This window comes from Nocardioides panzhihuensis (genome assembly GCF_013408335.1).
Taxonomy (GTDB): domain Bacteria; phylum Actinomycetota; class Actinomycetes; order Propionibacteriales; family Nocardioidaceae; genus Nocardioides; species Nocardioides panzhihuensis.
In genome coordinates, this window is record NZ_JACBZR010000001.1 from 2,419,357 (window position 1) to 2,440,452 (window position 21,096).

General features: G+C 69.1%; 16 protein-coding genes and 1 pseudogene. 9 read left to right on the plus strand and 8 right to left on the minus strand.

All coding sequences use genetic code 11. The features are described 5' to 3' along the window. Positions 1-4 precede the first annotated feature (4 nt). A complete protein-coding gene (locus BJ988_RS11540) occupies positions 5-382 on the minus strand; it encodes a winged helix-turn-helix transcriptional regulator (protein WP_179658121.1) in 378 nt (125 codons plus the stop codon). Between the two features lie 63 nt (positions 383-445). On the opposite strand from BJ988_RS11540, the gene BJ988_RS11545 reads away from it, so the two are divergent. Next, positions 446-1,309 carry an SDR family oxidoreductase gene (locus BJ988_RS11545; RefSeq protein WP_179658122.1) on the plus strand — a complete coding sequence of 288 codons (864 nt, stop codon included), beginning with the start codon at positions 446-448 and terminating at the stop codon, positions 1,307-1,309. 112 nt (positions 1,310-1,421) lie between these two features. Here BJ988_RS11545 and BJ988_RS11550 read toward each other — a convergent pair whose 3' ends face one another. From BJ988_RS11550 to BJ988_RS11580, 7 genes are all read right to left on the minus strand, one after another. Next, on the minus strand, positions 1,422-2,234 hold the full coding sequence (locus tag BJ988_RS11550; RefSeq protein ID WP_179658123.1) for a substrate-binding periplasmic protein: 813 nt from the start codon (positions 2,232-2,234) through the stop codon (positions 1,422-1,424). Positions 2,235-2,789: 555 nt separating this feature from the next. Continuing rightward, complete coding sequence (locus BJ988_RS11555) at positions 2,790-4,496, minus strand: helix-turn-helix domain-containing protein (RefSeq protein WP_179658124.1); 1,707 nt, start codon at positions 4,494-4,496, stop codon at positions 2,790-2,792. Positions 4,497-4,545: 49 nt separating this feature from the next. Beyond that, a complete protein-coding gene (locus BJ988_RS11560) occupies positions 4,546-7,821 on the minus strand; it encodes a serine hydrolase (protein WP_179658125.1) in 3,276 nt (1,091 codons plus the stop codon). An 11-nt stretch (positions 7,822-7,832) separates the two neighbouring features. After that, entirely contained in the window at positions 7,833-8,591 is a 759-nt protein-coding gene (locus tag BJ988_RS11565; RefSeq protein WP_179658126.1) for an ATP-binding cassette domain-containing protein, read from the minus strand. Next, entirely contained in the window at positions 8,584-10,548 is a 1,965-nt protein-coding gene (locus BJ988_RS11570; protein WP_179658127.1) for a dipeptide/oligopeptide/nickel ABC transporter permease/ATP-binding protein, read from the minus strand. Before BJ988_RS11570 ends, BJ988_RS11565 begins: the two co-directional genes overlap by 8 nt. Then, positions 10,548-11,549 carry an ABC transporter permease gene (locus BJ988_RS11575; protein ID WP_179658128.1) on the minus strand — a complete coding sequence of 334 codons (1,002 nt, stop codon included), beginning with the start codon at positions 11,547-11,549 and terminating at the stop codon, positions 10,548-10,550. The genes BJ988_RS11570 and BJ988_RS11575 overlap by 1 nt, the downstream gene beginning before the upstream one ends. A 12-nt stretch (positions 11,550-11,561) precedes the next feature. Then, the gene (locus tag BJ988_RS11580; protein WP_218860779.1) at positions 11,562-13,133 is read right to left on the minus strand and encodes an ABC transporter substrate-binding protein; all 1,572 of its coding nucleotides are present in this window, start codon (positions 13,131-13,133) and stop codon (positions 11,562-11,564) included. A 278-nt stretch (positions 13,134-13,411) separates the two neighbouring features. Here BJ988_RS11580 and BJ988_RS11585 point away from each other — a divergent pair, with 278 nt between their 5' ends. From BJ988_RS11585 to BJ988_RS11620, 8 genes and pseudogenes are all read left to right on the plus strand, one after another. Next, positions 13,412-13,987, plus strand: a complete 576-nt coding sequence (locus BJ988_RS11585) for a TetR/AcrR family transcriptional regulator (RefSeq protein ID WP_179658130.1) — start codon at positions 13,412-13,414, stop codon at positions 13,985-13,987. After that, complete coding sequence (locus tag BJ988_RS11590) at positions 13,984-15,408, plus strand: amidase (protein WP_179658131.1); 1,425 nt, start codon at positions 13,984-13,986, stop codon at positions 15,406-15,408. Before BJ988_RS11585 ends, BJ988_RS11590 begins: the two co-directional genes overlap by 4 nt. Positions 15,409-15,422: 14 nt before the next feature. After that, entirely contained in the window at positions 15,423-15,647 is a 225-nt protein-coding gene (locus BJ988_RS11595) for a hypothetical protein (RefSeq protein ID WP_179658132.1), read from the plus strand. Between the two features lie 12 nt (positions 15,648-15,659). Then, a pseudogene (locus tag BJ988_RS11600) lies at positions 15,660-16,352 on the plus strand (alpha/beta fold hydrolase); the annotation flags it as partial. Continuing rightward, on the plus strand, positions 16,340-17,821 hold the full coding sequence (locus tag BJ988_RS11605; protein WP_218860780.1) for an AMP-binding protein: 1,482 nt from the start codon (positions 16,340-16,342) through the stop codon (positions 17,819-17,821). The pseudogene BJ988_RS11600 and the gene BJ988_RS11605, both read left to right, overlap by 13 nt. Next, complete coding sequence (locus BJ988_RS11610; protein ID WP_179658134.1) at positions 17,814-18,659, plus strand: alpha/beta hydrolase; 846 nt, start codon at positions 17,814-17,816, stop codon at positions 18,657-18,659. Before BJ988_RS11605 ends, BJ988_RS11610 begins: the two co-directional genes overlap by 8 nt. Before the next feature lie 46 nt (positions 18,660-18,705). Further along, positions 18,706-19,887 (plus strand): lipid-transfer protein, encoded by a 1,182-nt coding sequence (locus BJ988_RS11615; RefSeq protein WP_179658135.1) that lies wholly within the window; start codon positions 18,706-18,708, stop codon positions 19,885-19,887. Positions 19,888-19,966: 79 nt separating this feature from the next. Then, the gene (locus tag BJ988_RS11620) at positions 19,967-20,797 is read left to right on the plus strand and encodes an SDR family NAD(P)-dependent oxidoreductase (RefSeq protein WP_179658136.1); all 831 of its coding nucleotides are present in this window, start codon (positions 19,967-19,969) and stop codon (positions 20,795-20,797) included. Positions 20,798-21,096: the final 299 nt, after the last annotated feature.

Genomic DNA, 21,096 nt, shown 5'->3' on the forward strand with positions numbered 1-21,096 from the left:
CCGGCTAACGATGGGCCTCGTCGGTCGCCGGCGCCTGAGCCGGCATGGAGACCAAAGCTGAGACAGGTGCGGCGATCCCCCATTCGTACATCGCATCCAGCACCGGACGCAGCTGCCAGCCGAGCGGAGTCAGCTCATAGACCACCCGCGGCGGGATCTCGGCATACGCGGTGCGGGTCACGATGCCGCGAGCCTCGAAAAGGCGCAGTCGGTTGGTCAGCGTATGGGCACTGATCCCGGGAAGCGCGGTTCGCAGCTCACCGAACCGGTGCGGGCCATGCATGAGCTCCCGGACGATGAGCGTCGCCCACGGACCGTCGAACAGCATCAGGAAACGCGACACACCACACTCGGGAAGCTCAGGAAGGTCGACATCTGACATTTCTTCACCCTAGCCCAATAGTGCAGTTGACGTAACTGGTGCACCATATGCACCAATAGGTCCATGACCTACATCATCCATGGCGCCACCGGCGCCCAGGGCTCCCCTGTCCTCGCCGCGATGCTCGCCGCCGGGAACCCGGCCGTGGCTGCCGTACGCACCTTGGACGCCGTAAACGACGGCGTCGCCTCGGTTGCCGTCGACCTCGCCGATGCCGGCTCCCTCGCCGAGGCGTACGCCGGCGCGGACGGGGTGTTCGTCCATCTGCCGATGGGGCCGCCGGAGCAGTCCCTGCAGTACGTCGAGGCGATCGCCACCGCGGTCGCCAAAGCAAAGCCGGCCCGCGTGGTGATCTCCACCAGCGGCCAGATCGTGGACCAGCCCGGCTCGCCCCTGCAAGCCAACGACGACAGCCCGATCGCCACCCTCATTCGCCGCGTCGGCGACACCGGCGTCTCGACCGCCGTCGTCGCCACCCGGCTCTACCTGGAGAATCTGCTCCTGCCCGTCGTCTCCGGCTCCGCGACGCTCGACGGCGTCCTCCGCTATCCCCTCCCGACCGCGTTCGCGACGTCCTGGATCTCGCACAGCGACGTCGCCGAGGTCGTAGTCCGGCTCCTCACCGACCACTCCACCACAGGCATCGTCGCCGTCGGCGCCCATCCCGGACTCACTGGTCCCGACCTGGCCGCAGCCTTCGCCGGACGGCTCGGCCGCGACGTGACCTACGAGGCGATCACACCCGAGGCGTTCGGCGAGCTGATCTCCCCGCTCTTCGGACCGGAGGCCAGCGGCCCTGTCGTCGACCTCTACCAAGCCCTCAACACCCAGGAACGAAACACCATCGCCCCCGACAACAGCGCTCAAAGCCTTCTCGGCATCTCGCCGCGGTCCGTCGAGGACTGGCTCGCCAACGTACCTTTCTGAGACATCAGAACCACATGGACACGCATTTCGCCCGAGTGCGAACTTGGTGCGGCTCGCCGCATGGACGACCACGTCGGTTGCGATCAAGTAGCTGCTGGGTGGCCGACCGGGATCAAACGCCCTTCTCTCTGAAAACCTCGGAGAGCGGGTCTGCCTCGAAGTAGTCCGTCTTGATCTTCAGCCACTCACCGTTGACGACCATGTCTTCGATGACCCTGTCGATCCGCTCCTTGCGCGGATCGCCCTCACGCACCACGAACGCGATCGGGGCCTCCTCGGCCTGGTAGACGATCGGCTGCGCCAGCCGGATAGGCGCACGCTTGAGAATGGAGGCGGCGTACGGAGCGCCGTAGAAGAACGCATCGACCTCGCCCCTCCCCAGCGATCCGACCGCGGCGGCCGCGTCCCTGGCCCTGATGATGTTGACGTCCTCGTACTGCTCTTCGAGGAAACGCTCGTGGATGGTGCCGTCGACGACGGCGACGTTCTTCCCGTCGACATCGCGACGGCTTCGGATGCTCGACCCCTCGGCGGCAAGAAAGGACACATAGGTCACGAAGTATGGAGTGCTGAAGTCGAACTCCCGCTCCCCCTCCGGCGTCTTGGTGACCTGCGCGCCAATCATGTCGATCTTGCCCGATCGCAGTGCAGGGTAGAGCTGACGGAACTCCATCTCCACGAACTCCGGATCGACACCCATGCCCTCGGCAACGCTGCGCGCCATCTGATAGTCGAAGCCCTTGGTCACGCCGTCGGTCTTGTAGTACGCCGGCTCGCCGCTTCCGACGCCGATCCGGAGCGTGCCTCCGACCGAGGCGCTCGCCGTGTCGTTTGCGGATGGAGCCGGCCCTGAGGACTGACCGCTGAAGACGATGGCACCTAGAAGCACCACGGCACCTGCGACGACGAACTTGGTCTGGTTCATGGGAGGGGGATCCTGTTCCAGTGCTGGAGAGCCCAACCCGCACGAGTACGCCGAGAATGGGCCTCGTTGTGATGATGTGGCCGTTTTGTTGCCAAATCAAACCGGGGACCACACCCCTGCGTCCAGGGGCGGCATGCGGCAGTGAAACGCGGAGGCAAGATCCAACCGCGACATATGACGCAAATCACGAGCCCTTGTCCGCATCACGGAACTAAGCGCAGCAATTCGAAACCAAACGACTGATACGCGGCGCCTATGACTCCGTCACCGATCACAGCCCAGAATCCTCGCGATTCGGGCATGTGCCCGCCGAGCGTGTGCCACGCCAATCCCGGATTCTCGGCACGCAGCGCGGAGAGCGCCGCGGCAGTCAGACCTGTGCCGATACTCCTCATGTGTCCACGGTTGCTCCACCCAGCCAAGCCGCCAACGAGGGCAGACCTGGTAGTCCACCGCGAACACTTCATCGCCGCCAATCCACGCCGCCCGCGTATCCAGAGCTGAGGGCGTTGGAACTGGTCTCAACCACGTGCCGAGTTCGCCATGCCGTCGAACCTATTCAGCTGGGTTTCGGGTATGTGGTCTCGGGTCAGTCGACGGAAACGAATGTTGATTCAGCAATCTCAACTGCAGCATCAGCGCGAACCGCGCCTCCGCATCGTCGAGGTCGACCCCACCGACCTCCGCGACCTTGCGCAGCCGATAGCGGAAGGTGTTGGCGTGGGTGAACACCGCGGCCGAGGCTGCGGTGACGTCGCCGAAGGAGTTGAGCCAGGTATCGACGGTCTCCACGAGGTTAGAGCCCTTCCGCTCGTCGTGCTCCAGGAGCCGCGCCAGCGGCCCGGCTGGCACGTCGCGATCTGCGCTCAGGTCCGCGAGCTCGAGCATGAGTGCGTCGACGTGCACCTGGTCGATGACCGCAACTCGCCGGCCGGTGCGGCCGGCCCGCAACACCCGCAGCGCGCGGTCCGCGGCGGCGCGCGAGCGGGTCAGGTCCGACCGGGTCAGGGCAAGGGTGCCGATGCCCACCAGCAACGGCGTGTCGTCGCCGATGCGCTCGAGGAACTCGCCGACGACGTGCTCGGCCCTATGGCTCGCGCTCCCCCTGTCACCGCGCACGTTGACGATGGCATAGGCGACGTCGTTGATCTGCGCCGCAGCCGATCTCGGATAGACGGCGCTGAGGTGCATGGCGAACGCATCGGTGGTCCGCTGATGCTCGGCGGCGCGTTGGGCGCGGCCACCGGCCGCCGCTGCCGAGGAGCCGCCTCCGTCGGCGCCCTCCGGCAGGCGACCGGCTGCAAGTGCCAGCACGAGGTAGTCCCGGTGGAGGAGCCCGAGTCGGTCGACAGCCTCCAGCGCACCGGGACCACCCTCGAGCGCGGTGGCCACCAGGTCGGCCTGGAGGCGGCGCTCCACATCGGCCCCGGCCCGCAGGCGCAGCAGGTGGAGCGCAACCAGCTTGGCTGCTTCCTGCAGCTCCTGGCTGCCTTTTGCCGACAGCGGCTCCTTGACCGTCGCCCAGATCGACCCGAGGACCTCGTCACCCGCCCGCACCGCAAGGGCTACCTTCGGGGCGGTCGTCTGCTCGTCGTCGTACGGCATCGGGTCGATGTGCACCGGCGTGCGACTGCGCTGGATATCACGGGACACGCCCCGCTCCTCCAGCAGGCGGGCGAAGCGGTCCGGCACCTGGCGCCCGAGGATCGTCTCGACACGCACCGGGTCGGCATCGTCCTGGCCCTCAGAGAACGCCAGCACCCGCGAGCTGCGGTCCTCGATGGTGATCGGCGCGTCGAGCAGGGTGGAGATCGCATTGGCCAGGGCGAAGAGGTCGCCGGACGGCATCCCGCCGAGGGTCTCTGCCTCGGAGACGCCGACGTCGCCCTCGGCGATCTGCGCGCGCAACAGGGCAGTCAGCTGCGACCACGAGGCTCTGCTGGTGAGGCCGAGCACAGGGACGCCCGTCGCCGAGACCGCGGCGCGGACGGCGTCATCGACCACGACGGGCGAGCGCACCACGAGACCCGCGGCGCCGTGGTCGCCGAGGTCGGTGACCAGCGTGGCGATGTCGGCCGGGTGCTGCAGCCCGACACCGAGGACCAGCGCCTGGCGCGGAGGTGGCGAGCCGTCCAGCGGGTCGTGGATCACCACGTTCCGGATCTCCTCCACCAGGTCGGCATCGCCGCAGGCGACCTCGAGCAGCGTGGACCCGAGGTTGTCGAGGACACGGCCGAGACTCGCACGACCTTGGTGGATCACGACAGAACCGTACCCATGTTTCGTCCAGCTCGACAATGAACGAATCCGATCACGAGACCCTGGGCGTCGCCCGCCCGCCCGAATGGAGGTACGTCGCCCCCGTCGCCAGCGGCTCGAACACCACCGATGTCCACGACTCCACACCGTCCGCCCGATAGGCGAAGGTCCCTTCGGAGACCGGGACCAGGTCGAACTCCTCCGTGGTCTTTGGCATCAGGTCGGCGAGCAGACCGGTCACGGTCGTGATCATCCGCAGCCCGAGCGCGCCCGGGCGCACCTCGATGCGCTGGCCCGCCCGCTCGTAGACCCCGACGTAGCCCGCGGTGTCCACCCGCGGCGGCTCGGGCGGCGGGGCGAAGGGCTCCGGCAGGGTCACATTCGCCAGCTCGGTGAAGATCTCGGTGAACAGGTCCTGGTAGAGGTCACGGGCATTGCCACCGTTGGTCAGCAGCGTGACGGCCAGCCCCTGGTCGGGCAGAACTCGCAGGAAGGCTGACTGGCCGATGGTGTTCCCGTCGTGGCCGACGACCTCGTGCCCGTCCCAGGTGGACCGGTTCCAGCCGAGGCCCCACGAGTCACCCATCGGATGGGGTGCCGGTACGTCGACCTGTCGCTGTCTCATCGCCACGACCTGCCCGACGGGGAGGATCTCGCGCCCGTCCGCGGCGTTGCCCTCGCGCAGGTGGAGCGCCGCAAAGGTGAGTACGTCCGAGGCCGTTGCGTTGATCAGGCCCGCTGGTCCCAGCGCGCGGGGTAGTCCCCAGACTGACGCTGGCACGGCTGGTTTCCCGACGTGCCCGATCGCCGTACGGAACGCCAGCGCCTCCTCGGGCAAGGTGACGGTGTGCGCGAGACCCATCGGCACGAAGAGCCGCGCCCTCATCGCCTGGTCCCATGTCTGGCCCATGACCTTCTCGATGATCCGCCCGGCGATCACGAAGCCGGAGTTGCAGTAGGAGAAGGTGGCGCCGAGCGGATGGTTCAGCTCGACGTCGGCCAGTGCCGCGACGTAGTCCTCGAGACAGGCGTCGCCCCTGCCGGTGTCGATGAAGAAGTCGCCGTCGATGCCGCTGGTGTGGGTCAGCAGGTGCCGGACAGTGAGCTCCTCGGCCACGTCTCGGTCGGCGAGCTTCAGCTCGGGAAGGAGCTCGATGACCTGGGTGTCCAGATCGAAGGATCCCTCAGCGACCAATTGCAGGACGACGGTTGCGGTCCACACCTTGGTGATGGATCCGATCTGGAAGAGGGAGTCGTCGGTGACCTCGACGCCGGTGGCGGTGTTCAGCACGCCGTGGTGCGCGATGACCGGGTCCTCCCCCAGACGCAGGACGCCGAGAGCGGCGCCGGGAACACCGTGCGCCACCGCGAGCTCGGTGAGCCGCGCCTGCCAGTGCTGCTGGTCGATGGGCCTGCGCTGGAGCTGTCCGGCCTCCGGGGCGTACTCCTCGACCCACTCCGCGACGCGGCGGTTCCAGTCGATGCGGTGGGAGGGCGGACCGTCCAGGATGAACAGGTGGGAGCCACCGGGATAGGCGACCAGACGGGTGGGCACGTCGCGATCCCGCAAGGCCGTGAACCACTGCTCGGCCTGGCCCAGCGGACAGCGCTCATCGGCGGCGCCGTGCAGCAGCAAGGTCGGCGTTCGCACGTCATGGACGCGGGTCAGGGGTGACGGCGAGTCGCCGAACTCGAGTCGCGCGAGCGGCGGACCGACGTCCGAGGTGCCGGCCATGCTGGTCAGATCCGCGACCGCGCCGCCCGCGACAGCCGCCGCGAAGCGGTCGTCGTGTGCGGTCAGGTGGCACGTCATGTAGCCGCCGTAGCTGTAGCCGGTCACCGCAAGCCGATCCGGGTGGGCCGTGCCCTCGGCGACCAGCTGGTCCAGCGGCTCGAGGAAGTCGGCTGCATCCGCCCGACCCCAGTCCCCCAGCGCAGCGGTGTAGAACTTCTCGCCGTAGCCGTCGCTGCCGCGGGGGTTGAGGAGCAGCACTGCCCACCCCTTCGCGGCCAGCACCTGGTGGTAGAGGTGGACCGGGTCGGCCGTGCCGCTCCACGCGTTGTGCGGCCCGCCGTGGATGTCGAGCAGCACCGGCATCGGCCCCGTGCATGCGGGATCACGGACCAGCCACCCGTGCACCTCACCGCCGTCGGAGACGGCGAACGTCCGCTCCTGCGGCGCGAAGAGGCCCAGATGCGCTGGCTGGTACGACGTCAGTGCGGTGCGGTCCGCAGTCGCGAGGTCGATCGCGACGATCTCGCCGAACGTGGTGGGTGTCGCGACCACGGCCACCGCGGTCCCGCCTGTCAGCGACATCCCGGAGATGCTCGCGTCACCTCCGACGAGGCACCGGGCATCGCCCCCGGCAAGTGCGACCGAATACAGGTGGGTGCGACCGCGGTCGCGGGCACAGAAGAGGACGGCCCGCCCGTCGTCGTACACCTGGGGCAGGGCACCGGGATAGGCCGGACCTCCGGGCATGACGTTGCGGTCCAGGTCCGGGCAGAGGTCCTGAATGCTGTGGTCGTCGAGCGAGATCCGCAGCAGCTGCGCGTGGCCGATGTCGGAGTCGTTTCGGCCGACCGCGAGCAGGTCGCTGCCGTCACCCGTCCAGCCGACCACGTGGAGCCGCGCACTCGCCGGGCCGACCTGATCCGGCTTCTGACGTGGATCGGTCGACGACACGACATACGCCGGTCCGGAGAAACCCGTGTTGTCATCGAGCTCGTGAGCCGCGGAGAACGCGAGCTGGTGGCCGTCCGGCGACCAGCTCGGGTCCCCGACCTGCCAAGAACCGCGAGTGACCTGCCGCACCTCACCGGAGGCCAGCTCCAGCACGTGGACCTGTCGACGGAGCGCCCCCAGGAAGCCGGCGCCGTCCACCTTGTAGGTCAGGTCGTCGGCCACGACGGGCGCAGCGAGGTCGTGGTGACCGGTGCTGTCGACGACAGCCGTGAAGGCCAGTCGGGTGCCGTCGGGGCTCCAGGCCGGTGTGCCGACGCCGTGGGGAAGGTCGGTCACCTGCTCGGGCTCTCCCCCATCCGCCGCGAGGACCCACACCTGGGCCGGTCCGTCCTGGCTGCGCAGGAACGCGACGCGGGCGCCGTCTGGGCTCCACGTCGGCGAGGCGTCGTTGCCGTGGCGGGTGAGTCTCCGGGGCTCACCGCCACTGACGGGGACCCGCCACAACGAGCGTTGGTAGCGGTCACGGCCGCGATCCACCGTGCGGAGCACGAACACCGCGGAGGTGGCGTCCGGGTTGATCGCGGGCTGCTCCACCTGGGCAAGGTCGTGGAGGTCCTCGAATGCCAGCGGTCGGGTCTCCATGGAAATCTCCTTCACAGGTTGCTGCCGAGCGCGGGCACGGAGTCGAGCAACTCGCGGGTGTAGGGATGGTCGGGCTCGGTGAGCACCTCGTCCGCGGCACCGAACTCGAGGAGCTCACCATGGTTCATGACGGCGACATAGTCGCTGAGGTAGCGGACCACGGCCAGGTTGTGCGAGATGAAGAGCATGGTGAGCCCCATCTGCTGCTGCAGCTCGCGGATCAGGTTGACGACGGCGCCCTGGACCGAGACGTCGAGGGCCGAGGTGATCTCGTCAGCGACGAGTACACCAGGCCGTGCCGCTAGGGCACGGGCCAGCGCCACCCGCTGGCGCTGGCCCCCGGACAGCATCCCAGGCAGTGCTGCCGCGCGATCACCGTCGAGATTGACCAGCTCGAGCAGCCGCACGACCTCTGCCGTGCGCGCGAGCCGGTCGTGCCGCTCGGATCGTGGGAGCGCCTCGGCGATCGACTCCCCGATCGTCATCCGCGGGTCCAGCGACGAGTACGGATTCTGGAAGACCATCTGGACCGGCCGGCTGTCGCCGCACGAGCGCAGCAGGTCGCGGCCCTCGAGGGTGATCGAGCCGGCCGTGACCGGCGTCAACCCGACGGCCGCGCGAGCCAGGGTCGACTTCCCGGAGCCGGACTCACCGACCAGGCCCACCACCGCACCGGACGGCACCACCAGGTCGACGTCCTTGACCGCCGTGTGCCCGGTACGACGGCCGCCGTACCGCACGCTCACGTGGTCGAACCTCAGCTCACCCACCGATCTCACCTGCCTTCACCGTCTCGACGGGGACGAACGCCTGCTTCGCGACGGAATGTTCGCCGTCTACGGGGTGCCAGCACGCCACCTGGTGACCGCTGTCGACCTGGCTCAGCTGCGGGTCCTCGTCGCGGCAGGCCGCGGTGGCGAAGCCGCACCGATCGGCGAAGGCGCAGCCCGTCGGGAACTGGCCCGGCTCGGGCGGACGCCCCGCGATCACGCCGAGCGGACTGGTTCGGTCGGCGTCGAGGTCGGGGACGACGTCGAGCAGGGCGCGGGTGTAGGGGTGACGTGCGGTGCGCAGCTCGGTGACCGGGAGGTCCTCGACGATCCGTCCGGCGTACATCACCAGCACCCGGTCACACATCTGGGAGATGACCGCGATGTCATGGCTGATCAGCAGGATCGCCGCATCGGTCTCGGCCCGCACCTCGGCGAGCAGGCGCAGCACCTGGCGCTGGACCGTGACGTCGAGTGCGGTGGTGGGCTCGTCGGCCACAACCAGCCGTGGCGTGTTCATCAGGCCCATGCCGATCATCGCACGCTGCAGCATGCCGCCGGAGAACTCGTGCGGGTACTGTCGCGCCCGCCGTGCCGGGGCGGGCACCCGCACCGCATCCAGGCGATCGATCGCCCGGGCGAGAGCTGCGCGGGGGTCGAGTCCCTGGTGCTCCACCGCGGTCTCGGCGAGCTGGCGCCCGACTCGCATCGTGGGGTTGAAGGACTTCATCGGATCCTGGAACACCATGGCCAACGATCGCCCGAGCACGCGGCGCGTCCCCCGTGCAGGGGTCCCCAGCAGCGGGATGCCGCAGAAGTCGAGCCGGCCGGCACTGACCACGCCCGGCTCCTCGATCAGCCGAGAGGCCGCGAGCGCCGTCAGGCTCTTGCCCGAGCCGGACTCCCCGACGATCCCGACTGCTTCGCCGGCGCGCATCGTCAAGCTCACGCCGCGCACCGGCGTCACCCAGTCCTTGCCGGCAGGGAAGGAGACACGCAGGTCATCGATCCTCAGGACAATGTCCTCGAGCGTGTCGAGGCTGTCCGACACGTCGTTGTCGACAGCCTCGTCGACTGTCTCGTCGATCGCAGTCGGTGGAACCGTGGGCGCGCGGCCCGGCCGCGTTCGGGCCCGCCCACCGACGACTGCGGCCGCTGTCTCGCCGAGCAGGTTGAAGGCCAACCCGGCGAGCATCACCGCGACCGCGGGACCGAGCGCGCCAGCGGGGTTGCTGTAGATGCGGTTGATGCCATCGCCGAGCAGCCGTCCCCAGTCGTACGACGGCGCCTGGACGCCGATGCCGAGGAAGGAGAGTCCGGCGAAGGCGAGCAGGGCGGCGCCGGCCCCAATCGTCGCGTTCACCACCAGCGGCTCGGCGATGTTGGGGAGGATGTGGCGACGCAGGATGCGGAAGCGGCTGACGCCCGCCACACGGGCCGCTGCGACGAAGTCCAGGCCGTCGACCGAGGCCGAGTGTGTCTGGGTGAGGCGGGCGAACGACGGAGCACCCGCCAGGCCGATGCCGAGCACCGCGCCCTGGGTTCCGACTCCGAAGACCACGGCGAAGAAGAGCGCCAGGAGCAGGGCGGGAAAGGCGACCGCGATGTTGACCGCGCCGGTGATGAGCCGTCCGAGCCGGCGCGGCAGCACCGCGGGTGCCGCGCCGATGAGGGTCCCGAGCCCGACCGCGATCGCGACGGCGAGGGCGGCCAGTCCCAGGGACATCCGGGTCGCCACCAGGACGCGGGCAAGAATGTCCCTGCCGAGGCCGTCGGTGCCGAGCAGGTGCGCGGCCGAGGGCCCCTGGTGGATCGCGTCGGTGTCGACCTGCACCGCTCGGTCGCCCCAGATCGCGGGGCCGAGCACGGCAAGGGTCACCATCGCCACCAACAGGAGGAGCGCGGCGGCGCCGAGCGGGGTGCGGACAACGGCCAGCCATCGGGTGCGGGCGTGCATCAGGCCTCCCTGATCGTGGAGCGGGGATCGAGCAGGGCGAGGGTGATGTCGACCAGCAGGTTGACCAGCAGCACGAGACCGCCGTAGATGAGGATGATCGCCTGCACCACCGGGTAGTCCTTGGCGGTGATCGACTGCACGAGGCGAGAGCCCAACCCGGGCCAGGCGAAGACGTTCTCCACCAGCACGGTCCCGGCCACCATGGTGGTCAGCATCAGGCCGGCGAGGGTGAGGGTTGCGGTGAGCGCGTTGGGCAGCGCGTGGCGCAGATAGATCCGGCGGGCCGGCAACCGCTTGGCGCGCGCGGTTCGGATGAAGTCGTCTTGGAGGACCGCCAGCATCTCGACCCGGAGGATCCGGGCCAGGATCGCCGCCGGACCGACAGCCAATGCCAGGACCGGCAACACGTTGGAGGACAGCGTGCCGGCGCCGGCGACGGGGAACCAGGCGAGGTTGACGGCGAAGACGTAGACCAGCCCGACGGCGAGCAGGAACTCGGGGATGGCCGCCGCCAGCATCGCGCTGGTCGCGAAGGCCAGCTCAGCGCCGCGTCGTCGACCAGCCCTCGTCGTCACGGCCATCGCGACGCCGAGCGGTACGGCGACCGCGACGGCGACCGCGAAGGCCAGGACCGCGAGCTGAATGGTGGCGCCCAGTCGGTCGATGACCAGGGTCGACACCGGCTCCCCCGACCCCATGGAGATCCCGAGGTCGCCGGAGAGCAGGTTGCGGAAGTAGCCCAGGTACTGCGCCAGGAGCGGGTCGTTCAGGCCGAGCGCCTCACGCCGCGACTCCACGAGCTCGGCGGGGGCATCGATGCCCAGCGCCGCACGCACCGGGTCGCCCGGCACCAGGTGCATCATCAGGAACGCCGCGGTCACGAGTACCCACAAGGAGATGAGGAAGCGAGCGCCGCGCCGGAGGGCGAACGACAGCCACGGGCTGTCGAGCGCACTTCCGGCCACGGACGGCGTCCCGGGATCGGTTGCCAGGCTGGTCATGGATGTCCCGGCCTACTCGTACATCCGGATGGACATCGGGTTGACACCGACGTCGCTGGGCTCGAAGCGGGCTCCCTTGCCGTAGGTCGGGAAGCCCGAGTCCGCATAGGGGACCACGTCCACCGCCTTGAACAGCGCGACCTCCGCGGCAGCCCAGTCCTCACAGCCGGCGGCGCCGACCTTCGAGGCCGCCTTGGTGGCGAGGGCCTTGTACGCGGGGTTGTCGACGTGAGAGAAGTTGGTGCCCGCGGGCGGGTTGGGACCGGCGAAGAAGGGAACCAGCTTGCTGGGAACCCCTGCTGCGACCTGGCCCGCAGAGATGTCCCAGTCCCCGGTGCCGAAGAGGGTCTCGCCCAGCTGGGTCAGGTCGACGCCTCGGAGCTCGACGTCGACACCGATCTTCTTCCACTCCTGCTGCGCCAGGTCGGCGGTGGCCCCCATCGTCTCGCCGACCGTGTTGAGGTAGATCATGGTCAGCTCGAGCTTCTTGCCGTCCTTGGCACGGATGCCGTCGGAGCCCTTCGTCCAGCCGGCCGCGTCGAGCGCCGCGTTCGCCGCAGCGACGTCGTACTCAGGAATGTTGCCCTTCACGGTGTCGATGTCGCAGGGGTCCGGTGACATCGTGACCATGCTGGTCGGCGCGGCGCCCCGGTCGCCGGTGAGGACCTTGCGCAGGTTGCCGAGATCTTGGGCCTGCACCAACGCGCGACGCACCGTCTCGTCCGCGGTCGGCCGCCCGGCGGACTGGTTGAAGTGGAACTGGCCGAAGGGAGTCAGGGGTGCGGCGCTGAAGAGGCCCTGCTGGTCCAGACGGTCGCGCTCGGCACCGGCGATGGTGGCTGCGTTGACCTCACCGGAGATCAGCAGGTTCGCCGCCGTGGTCTCGTTGGGGATGATCCGGATCACGACCTCGTCGGGGAGGCCCTTCTGGTCCGGGTCCCAGTCTCCCGGGCCCCAGGTGTAGTCCTCGCGGCGCTCGAGCGTGTAGTGGTCGTTGGCGACCGCCTCGACCAGCTTGAACATCCCGGTGCCGGCCTTTCCCTTGGCCAGCAGGTCACGGTCCTCCAGGCCGCTGCCGCAAGCGATCGGTACGCCGCCGAGGTTGAGGAGCAGGAAGGAGTCGGGCCTGCCGCTGGTCACGGTGACGGTGCGTGATGCGTCATCGGCCTTCGCAACCGTCCCGGGCTGGACAGTGACGCCGAGCTGCGGCGACTGGTGCGCGGGGTCAGCGATGAAGTTGATGTTGTCGGCCACTGCAGTGGCGGTCAGGTCGCTGCCGTCGTCACAGGTGATCCCCTCGCGCAGGGTGAAGACAGCTGTCTTGGCATCGATCTCCCACTTCTCGGCCAGGGCGGGCACCGCGTTGCCGTCTTTGTCGAGATCGATCAGCCGGGCGTAGATGAACTGCCCCAGGAAGCGCGCGGACGACAGCACGGTCATGGCCGGATCGATGGCGCCCGGATCGAGGCCGAGCGCCATGGTGAACGTCTTGCCGTCCACCATGGCGCCCTCTTCGCCGGCCCCGGAGCCGCCTCCGTTGGTACACCCTGCCAGCGTGAGCGCAGGGACTGCGATCAATGACACAACGAACTTCTTGGACCTCATCAGGTGCCTCCAGGGCGGTCTGGTTCCGCTGGACGACGAGCGGCCGGTCAGATGGGACGACGGCGATCAACTCGCGGGAACGGTCCCGAGAGTAATCTGGGTCACACTCATTCGTGTTAGTCGAGTCCGACATTATTTTCAGGGTGTTTCATCGGTCTCGACAATCCATAGGCCTTGTCGACCGGATGCGGTGCGCGTATCTTCACTACACAACGTAGCGCTACGTCGCGTAGTGCAATGAAGGAGTGTGGTGAATGATGCCGGGACGACCTCGCGATCCTGATCTGGAGCAACGGCTGCTCGCGGCGGCTTGGAGCATCCTCACCGAGGAGAGCTATGCCGCCCTGACGCTCGCCAAGGTCGCCGCCCGTGCCGGCGCCCACCGCAGCGACGTCTACCGGCGCTGGCCGAACAAGATCCGCCTGGTCGCCGACGCCGTCGACGCGCACGTGCCGCCCGTCTCTGACGCCAACACCGGCTCGTTGCTCTCCGACATCCGAGTCCATGTCGACGACCTCGCCCGGTCCTGGACAGCACCCTGGACGGACAGCCTGGTCGGCTGGCTCGCTGATCTCGCCGACGATGCCGAGGCTGAAGCGACATTCCGCACCATGGGTCTGCGTCGAGGACGGTCCCTGCTGCTGTCACTGGAACGAGCCGTCGAGCGAGGAGAGATCCCCGAGCTCCCGAGCTATGAACTGGTCAGTGCCCTCATCGAGGGCCCACTGACGCACTGTCGGATCATCGGACGTCGGTCCCCCTCGGCCGAGTTCCTCGACATCGTCGCGACCTCGGCCCACCGGGTCATCACGGCCACGGCAGCGGCGCGATGAGCCAGTTGCACGATCTCTCCGCCGCCGAGCAGCTCCGCGCCCTACGCGGCGGCGAGCTCACCTCGCGCGAGCTGACCGAGCACTACCTCGATCGCATCACCAAGCTCGACGCAGAGCTCGGCGCGTTCGTCACCGTCGACCCCGAGCTCGCCCTCCGCAACGCCGACCGCACCGACGAGCGACTGACTCGCGGCGAGCACACCCCGCTGGGCGGCATCCCCATCGGCATCAAGGACCTCCACGCGACCGCCGGACTCGCCACGTCCTTCGGCTCCGCGGCGTTGGCTGGGCACGTGCCCACCGACGACGACTGGACGGTCGGACTGATTCGGCGCGCCGGGGCCGTCGTCGTCGGTAAGACGAACGCACCCGAGTTCGGGGTGGCCTGCTACGTCGACGCCGTCGTCACGCCGGTGCCGGCGGTCACGCCGTACGACACCGGTCGCTACTCCAGCGGCTCCAGCGGTGGCGCGGCGACCGCGGTCGCTGCCGGTCTTCTCCCGATCGCCCATGCGAGCGACGGAGCCGGCTCCACCCGCACCCCGGCCGCCGCGTGCCACCTGGTCGGCATCAAGCCGAGCCGGGGCCTGGTCAGCCTCGCCCCCGCGAGCTCGTTCCTCGCAACGGGAGCCGAGGGTCCGCTCGCACGGACGGTCGAGGACGCTGCGCTGCTGCTGGAAGTGATGGCGCAGCCGCCGGCCCAGGACCTCTATGGGTGGACACCGGACACCAGCTTGGCCGAGGCCGGCCGCACCCGCCCCGACCGACCCCTGAAGATCGGGTGGTGGACCGACACCGGTCTCGCAGGCGTCGACCCGCACCCGGAGTCCGTCCGCGCGGTGCGCCGCACGGTCGACCTGCTGCGCGGCCTCGGCCACGAGGTGCGGGAGATCGCCCCTCCGGCCAGACAGGAGACGGCGGCCGGAGCGATCAGCGACATGCTCGCCGTCTCCGCCACCATGAGGGCGACGATGCAGGTGCCCGCCGACAAGCGGGACCTGCTCACCGCCCACACCCGAAATCTCGCTGCCGTCGGCGCCAAGATGACCGGCCCAGATGTGCTGCTCATGCACGCGGCGCTCGCCCGTTTCGCGAGTGACTTCCTGGCCGGGCTCGACGACTTCGACGTCGCGCTCACTCCGACCACCAGCGGTCCTCCGGTCCCCCTCGGCCACTTCGAGGCCGACGGCATCGAGCGGGTCAACGAGAGGATGCTCGCCTGGTCCTGCTACACGCCGTGGGCCAACCTCACCGGCCAGCCGGCCGTGTCCCTTCCGTCCCACCTCGATGACGACGGGCTGCCCTACTCGGTGCAGCTGGTCGGACGCATCCGGCAGGACGCAACCCTCGTCTCCCTGGCCGCCCAGCTGGAGCACGAAGGTCTCTGGGACGCCGTCCACCCACCCCACTGGTTCCGATGAAAGCGAGTACGACAATGCCCGGAAGACGCACCCAATCATCGCCTGCCCCGAGCCTGGACCCGGGTGCGGGACTCGCCGAGCGAGCCGTCGTACTGCCGGACGGGCGGCGGATCCGCACGGTCGTGGCCGGCGACGCGGACGGGCCACTGATCGTTCTCGAGGCGGGCATGAGTGCCCCCGCCGCGTGCTGGCCGCACACCCAGCGGGAGCTGAGCGCCCACGCCCGGACCCTCTCTTAGGACCGTGCCGGCTACGGCGGCAGCGACATCGACGACGCCGACCGCACCCTGGAACGTCTGACCGAGGACCTGACCAATGTGCTCGACGCCATCGGCGAGACCGGACCTGTGGTCCTCGTCGGCCACAGCTGGGGCGGGCCGATCCTGCGCTGCTTCGCCGACCAGCACCCCGAGCGGGTCGCCGGTCTGGTGTTCGTCGACGCGACGATCGCCGAGATCATGACTCCGCGCATGATCCGGCTGAACAGGGCGTCCTTCCGCATCATCACGCTGCTCGCCCGGCTCGGGCGTACCGGCCTGATCATCCGGATGGCACTGCCGCACGGCTTCTCGAGCGCGATCAGCCCCGAGGACCAAGCGCTTCTAGCACGCGACTACGCCTGCGTGCAGGCGATGAAGGCGGGCACGCGTGAGGCCGAGCAGATCGGTGCAGCGGGGCCGCTGCTCAGGCGACTCCAGGCTGCCGGGACTCCCGACGTCCCGACCGTGTGCCTGCAGGCCGGCCGCGTCGAGCGCGTCACGGCGAAGTTGCGCCTGCTCTTCAACGGGGTCGCCGAGAAGCTGATGGCCGCAGCCCCCCCGGGGGCGCTTCGTCGTGGTCGAGGGTGCGGGGCACCTGATCCCCCAGGAGCAGCCCGATGCGGTCCACGACGCCATCCTCGAGGTGCTCGCCGAGGCGAAGGGAGACTGACGTGGACGGCGTGACCCCCATCGGCATCGCCCTCGCGGAGCTGGCCTCCGAGAAACCGGACCGCCCCGCGGTGACGACGAGCGCCGGAACCCTGACCCGCCAGGAGTTCGAGCTCCGCACCAACCGCCTCGCCCGTGCCTACATCGCGCAGGGTGTCACCCCTGACTCGTTCGTCACCATCCTCCTTCCCACGGGGTCTGCCTACCTGGAGGCGGTCGTAGCCACATGGAAGGCGGGGGCCACGCCGCAGCCGGTGTCGCACCGCCTGCCGGCACGGGAGCTGCAGGAGATCATCGAGCTCGCCGATCCGTCACTGGTCGTCGGAGCGGACCTCCCGGGCCGCAACTCGGTAGCCGCGGACTGGTCCGCGCCTGATGGCACCTCTGCCGAGCCGCTGCCTCCGATGATGGCGAGCTCGCTCAAGGCGCCGACCTCGGGAGGCAGCACCGGCCGCCCGAAGCTGATCGTCTCCACCGAGCCCGCCACCGCGGAGTCGCTGCGGTCGTTCGGGGGTCTGGTCCGCCTCCGAGGGGACGGGACCGTTCTCTCGACCGGCCCGCTGTCGCACAATGGCCCGCTCTTCACGAACGTCGCGGCCCTGCTCCTCGGGTGCCACGTCGTGGTGATGGAGCGCTTCGACGCTGCGCAGGCGCTGGCATTGGTCGAGCGCCACGGCGTGGACTGGATGTACTCCGTGCCGACGATGCTGCGGCGCATCCAGGACCTTCCCGAGGACGTACTCGCCGCGGCTGACACCTCGAGCCTGCGTACGGTCATCACGATGGCGGCCGCGTGCTCCCCTGCGCTGCGCTCGTTCTGCGTCGAGTACTTCGGTCCGGACGTCATGCTCGAGATCTACGCCGCCACCGAGGCGCACGCGGTCACGGTCACCGATGGCCATGGCTGGCTGAGTCATCCTGGTTCGGTGGGGCGGCCCGTCGTGGGCGAGATCGAGGTCCGTGGACCGGACGGCTCCGCCCTCTCTGCCGGTGAGGTCGGCGAGCTCTGGATGCGGCGAGGCCCTGACCAGGCCGGGCCCTACCGCTACGTCGGCGCCGAGCCGCAGCGGTCGAAGGACGGTTGGGAGACGGTCGGCGACCTCGGGCACACCGACGCCGACGGATTCCTCTACCTGGCCGACCGCAAGACGGACATGGTCCTGGTCGGTGGGTCCAACGTGTATCCCGCGGAGGTCGAGGGCGCGCTCGAGGAGCATCCCGACGTCCTGGCAGCCTGTGTCGTCGGCCTGCCCGACGACGAGTACGGCAACCGGATCCACGCGGTGCTCAACGTGACCGGCCCGGTGAGCGACGACGAGCTGCTCGACCACCTGCGCACGGCCATCGCGCCGTACAAGCTGCCACGCACCTTCGAGCGAACCAGTGAGCCGCTGCGCGACGAGGCCGGGAAGATGCGCCGCAGTCGCCTCCGAGAAGAGGCGCTTGCCCGCTCCACATCTGAGACGAGGAACATCCATGACTGACTCCGCCCCGCCGGCGATCGCCGGCGTCGAAACCTTCGTCGTCCATCCCGACGGCCTGGGTGCAGGCCTGCGCATCTCGATAGCGCGGCCCTCTTCCCGCTGGGGTGGGGATGCACCCGCTGGACCTCTGTCAGTCGTGTTCCTGACCGACGCTGACTACGCGTTCGGCACGGTCGTCGAGGCGTCGCGGCTCGGGCAGTTCGGCGCGGACCATGGGCCGACGATCGTCGTCGGGATCGGCTACGCCGAAGAGCGCGGGGACTACGCCTTCGTCGAGCAGCGCCGCTCCGTCGACTTCTACCGCGGCCCGCGGCGCTCTCTGGAGGTTCCCGGTCTCGGAACGCTGGAGCTCGGCGGCGCCGATGCCTTCCTGGCGGCACTGCTGGACACCGTCGTCTCGGAGGTCGCCCGGCGCGCGCCCGAGACGGTGGGAGCGCGTCGCATCCTGATCGGCATGTCAGCCGGTGGCCACTTCGCCGCGCACGTCCTGACCCAGCGCCCGGATGCGTTTCAAGGGTACGCACTGCTGAGCCCCGCGCTCGTCGACTTCCCGCCGGCGCCGGGCGACGAGCAGCTGGTCGAGGCCGTACGTGCGCTGCCGTCCGGTTCGATCCCGCCTGGGACCGTCGTGTTCCTCTCCGCCGGAGCGGACGAGGAAGATCCGGGCGGGCCACTCGCTGTCTGCTCGATCATCAGCAACGCCTACCGCATGCGGACCGCACTCTCTGCGCACGGCGTGGCGGTCGAGTTGACCGTGTTCCCCGATGAGTCTCACAACTCCTCGCTAGGCGTGGCGGCCACCCGGGCGCTGCGCTTCCTCGTGCCACCAGCGAACTAAGTGAATCATCACATTCCCAATTCGGTCACAAGTATTGGAGCAACTGATGGCACGAACTCGAGTGGCTGGCGTGGGCATGGTCCCCTTCGCCACACCCAGCAAGAGCGAGACCTACGACGTGATGGGTGCCAAAGCGGCGCGCGCCGCCCTCGCTGACGCCGGCGTCGCCTACGGTGCGATCGAGCAGGCCTATGTCGGCTATGTGTACGGCGACTCGACTTGCGGCCAAGCGGCGCTCTACCCCGTCGGCCTGACCGGCATCCCGGTCATCAACGTCAACAACAACTGCTCGACCGGTTCCTCGGCCCTCTACCTGGCGCGCCAGGCGGTCGAGTCCGGCGCCGCCGACTGTGTGCTCGTGCTCGGCTTCGAGCAGATGCAGCGAGGTGCGCTCGCCATGCACTGGCAGGACCGGCCGAGCCCGTTCACGCAGTTCGCCAAGGTCGCCCAAGCGGTTCAGGGTGAGTCTGACGCGCCGTTGGCCGCGCAGTACTTCGGCGGTGCCGGTGCTGCGTACGCCGCAGAGTATGGCCTGGCGCACGACACGCTCGCCAAGATCTCGGTGAAGTCCCGCCAGCACGCCGCGAACAACCCGTACGCCGTGTTTCGCGACCCGGTGACGGTCGAGGAGGTGCTGGCCTCGCCGCAGATCTTTGGTCCACTGACCCGCCTCCAGTGTTGCCCACCGACCTGCGGTGCCGCGGCGGCGGTGATCTGCAGCGAGGAGTACGCCGCCAAGCACGGGCTCCGCACCGACGTGGCGATCACTGCCCAGGCGATGACCACCGACACGTCGTCGACCTTCGAGCAGGCGGACATGCGCAAGCTGGTCGGCTACGACATGTCGCGTGCGGCCGCACAGCAGGTCTACGAAGCGGCGGGCGTCGGTCCGGAAGACATCCGGGTGGTGGAGCTTCACGACTGCTTCACCACCAACGAGCTGCTGAGCTACGAGGCCCTCGGTCTGACCCCGGAGGGCACGGCCGAGAAGTTCATCGCCGACGGTGACAACACCTACGGCGGCCGGGTCGTCACCAACCCGTCCGGCGGGCTGCTCTCCAAGGGCCACCCGCTGGGCGCGACCGGCCTCGCGCAGTGCGCTGAGCTGGTCTGGCAGCTTCGCGGTCAGGCCGAGGCACGTCAGGTCGAGGGCGTCAACCTCGCGCTCCAGCACAACATCGGCCTCGGCGGCGCCGCCGTGGTCACCCTCTACGAGAAGGTGGGCTAGCTCGCCGTCACTCTCTTGGACCGCACCACCACACTCACCCGCGACGCGTCCGTCACCGTCGCCTGACGAAGGAAGCGACATGAGCAGACTGGACAACAAGGTGGCCATCGTCACCGGCTCCGGCCGCGGGATCGGCCGCGAGATCGCCCTCAAGCTGGCCGTCGACGGCGCCGCAGTCGTCGTCAACGATCTCGACGAGGCGCCCGCGAAGGAGACCGTCGCTGCGATCGAGGCGGCCGGCGGCAAGGCGGTGGCCTGTGTCGGCAGCGTGACCGAGGACGGGTTCGCCGAGCGGTTCGTGCAGACAGCCGTCGATTCGTACGGTGGGCTGGACATCGTCGTCAACAACGCCGGCTACACCTGGGACACCGTCATCCAGAAGATGACCGACGAGCAGTGGGACGCGATCCTCGACGTACACCTCAAGGCGCCCTTCCGGATCCTGCGGGCCGCCCAGCCGGTGATCTCGACGGCGGTGAAGCAGGCCAAGGCCGCCGGCGAACCGGTGCCGTGCCGCAAGGTCGTCAACATCTCCTCGATCGCCGGCCTCGGCGGCAACGCCGGGCAGGCCAACTACGCCGCAGCCAAGGCGGGCATCACCGGCCTGACCAAGACGCTTGCCAAGGAATGGGGCCGGCTCAACGTCACCGTCAACACTGTGGCCTTCGGCCTGATCAGGACCCGACTCACCGATGCGACCACCGACGGCGACGCCACGATCGACGTCGAGGGCAACGAGATCAAGGTCGGCGTCAACCCCGACCTGATGACGACGATGGAGCAGATGATCCCGCTGGGCCGCGCGGGTACGCCCGAGGACGCAGCCGGCGCGGTCTACCTCTTCTGCATCCCCGAGTCCGACTACGTCAGCGCGCAGACCCTGGTCTGCGGCGGCGGCTTCATGATCTGAGGAGACAGCCCATGCCCACCATTACCGCCGCCCTCCGCGCTACCGCCCTTTGACGTGGGGGCACTCACCCCTTTGGCAGGCAAGGGCCGACGCTGGGCGCATCGCTGATCTCTGAACGTGGCTGTAGGCAGGGACGAAGAGAACTTGGCGAGCAACCGAGACCACCAGCAACAGCAATCGGCCCGCCACCATTGCCGCAGGTGGCGGGCCGATTGTGCAGTCCAGACGGGTTACAGGTACTGACCCGTGTTGGAGACCTGCTCGATGGAACGGCCGGGCTCGGTGCCCTGCTTGCCGGT

Excerpts from the sequence above, each read along its gene's own strand:
- BJ988_RS11540 (WP_179658121.1), bottom strand. The coding sequence starts at position 382 with ATGTCAGATGTCGACCTTCCTGAGCTTCCCGAGTGTGGTGTGTCGCGT.
- BJ988_RS11545 (WP_179658122.1), top strand. The coding sequence starts at position 446 with ATGACCTACATCATCCATGGCGCCACCGGCGCCCAGGGCTCCCCTGTC.
- BJ988_RS11550 (WP_179658123.1), bottom strand. The coding sequence starts at position 2,234 with ATGAACCAGACCAAGTTCGTCGTCGCAGGTGCCGTGGTGCTTCTAGGT.
- BJ988_RS11560 (WP_179658125.1), bottom strand. The coding sequence starts at position 7,821 with ATGGAGACCCGACCGCTGGCATTCGAGGACCTCCACGACCTTGCCCAG.
- BJ988_RS11570 (WP_179658127.1), bottom strand. The coding sequence starts at position 10,548 with ATGCACGCCCGCACCCGATGGCTGGCCGTTGTCCGCACCCCGCTCGGC.
- BJ988_RS11575 (WP_179658128.1), bottom strand. The coding sequence starts at position 11,549 with ATGACCAGCCTGGCAACCGATCCCGGGACGCCGTCCGTGGCCGGAAGT.
- BJ988_RS11585 (WP_179658130.1), top strand. The coding sequence starts at position 13,412 with ATGCCGGGACGACCTCGCGATCCTGATCTGGAGCAACGGCTGCTCGCG.
- BJ988_RS11590 (WP_179658131.1), top strand. The coding sequence starts at position 13,984 with ATGAGCCAGTTGCACGATCTCTCCGCCGCCGAGCAGCTCCGCGCCCTA.
- BJ988_RS11595 (WP_179658132.1), top strand. The coding sequence starts at position 15,423 with ATGCCCGGAAGACGCACCCAATCATCGCCTGCCCCGAGCCTGGACCCG.
- BJ988_RS11610 (WP_179658134.1), top strand. The coding sequence starts at position 17,814 with ATGACTGACTCCGCCCCGCCGGCGATCGCCGGCGTCGAAACCTTCGTC.
- BJ988_RS11615 (WP_179658135.1), top strand. The coding sequence starts at position 18,706 with ATGGCACGAACTCGAGTGGCTGGCGTGGGCATGGTCCCCTTCGCCACA.
- BJ988_RS11620 (WP_179658136.1), top strand. The coding sequence starts at position 19,967 with ATGAGCAGACTGGACAACAAGGTGGCCATCGTCACCGGCTCCGGCCGC.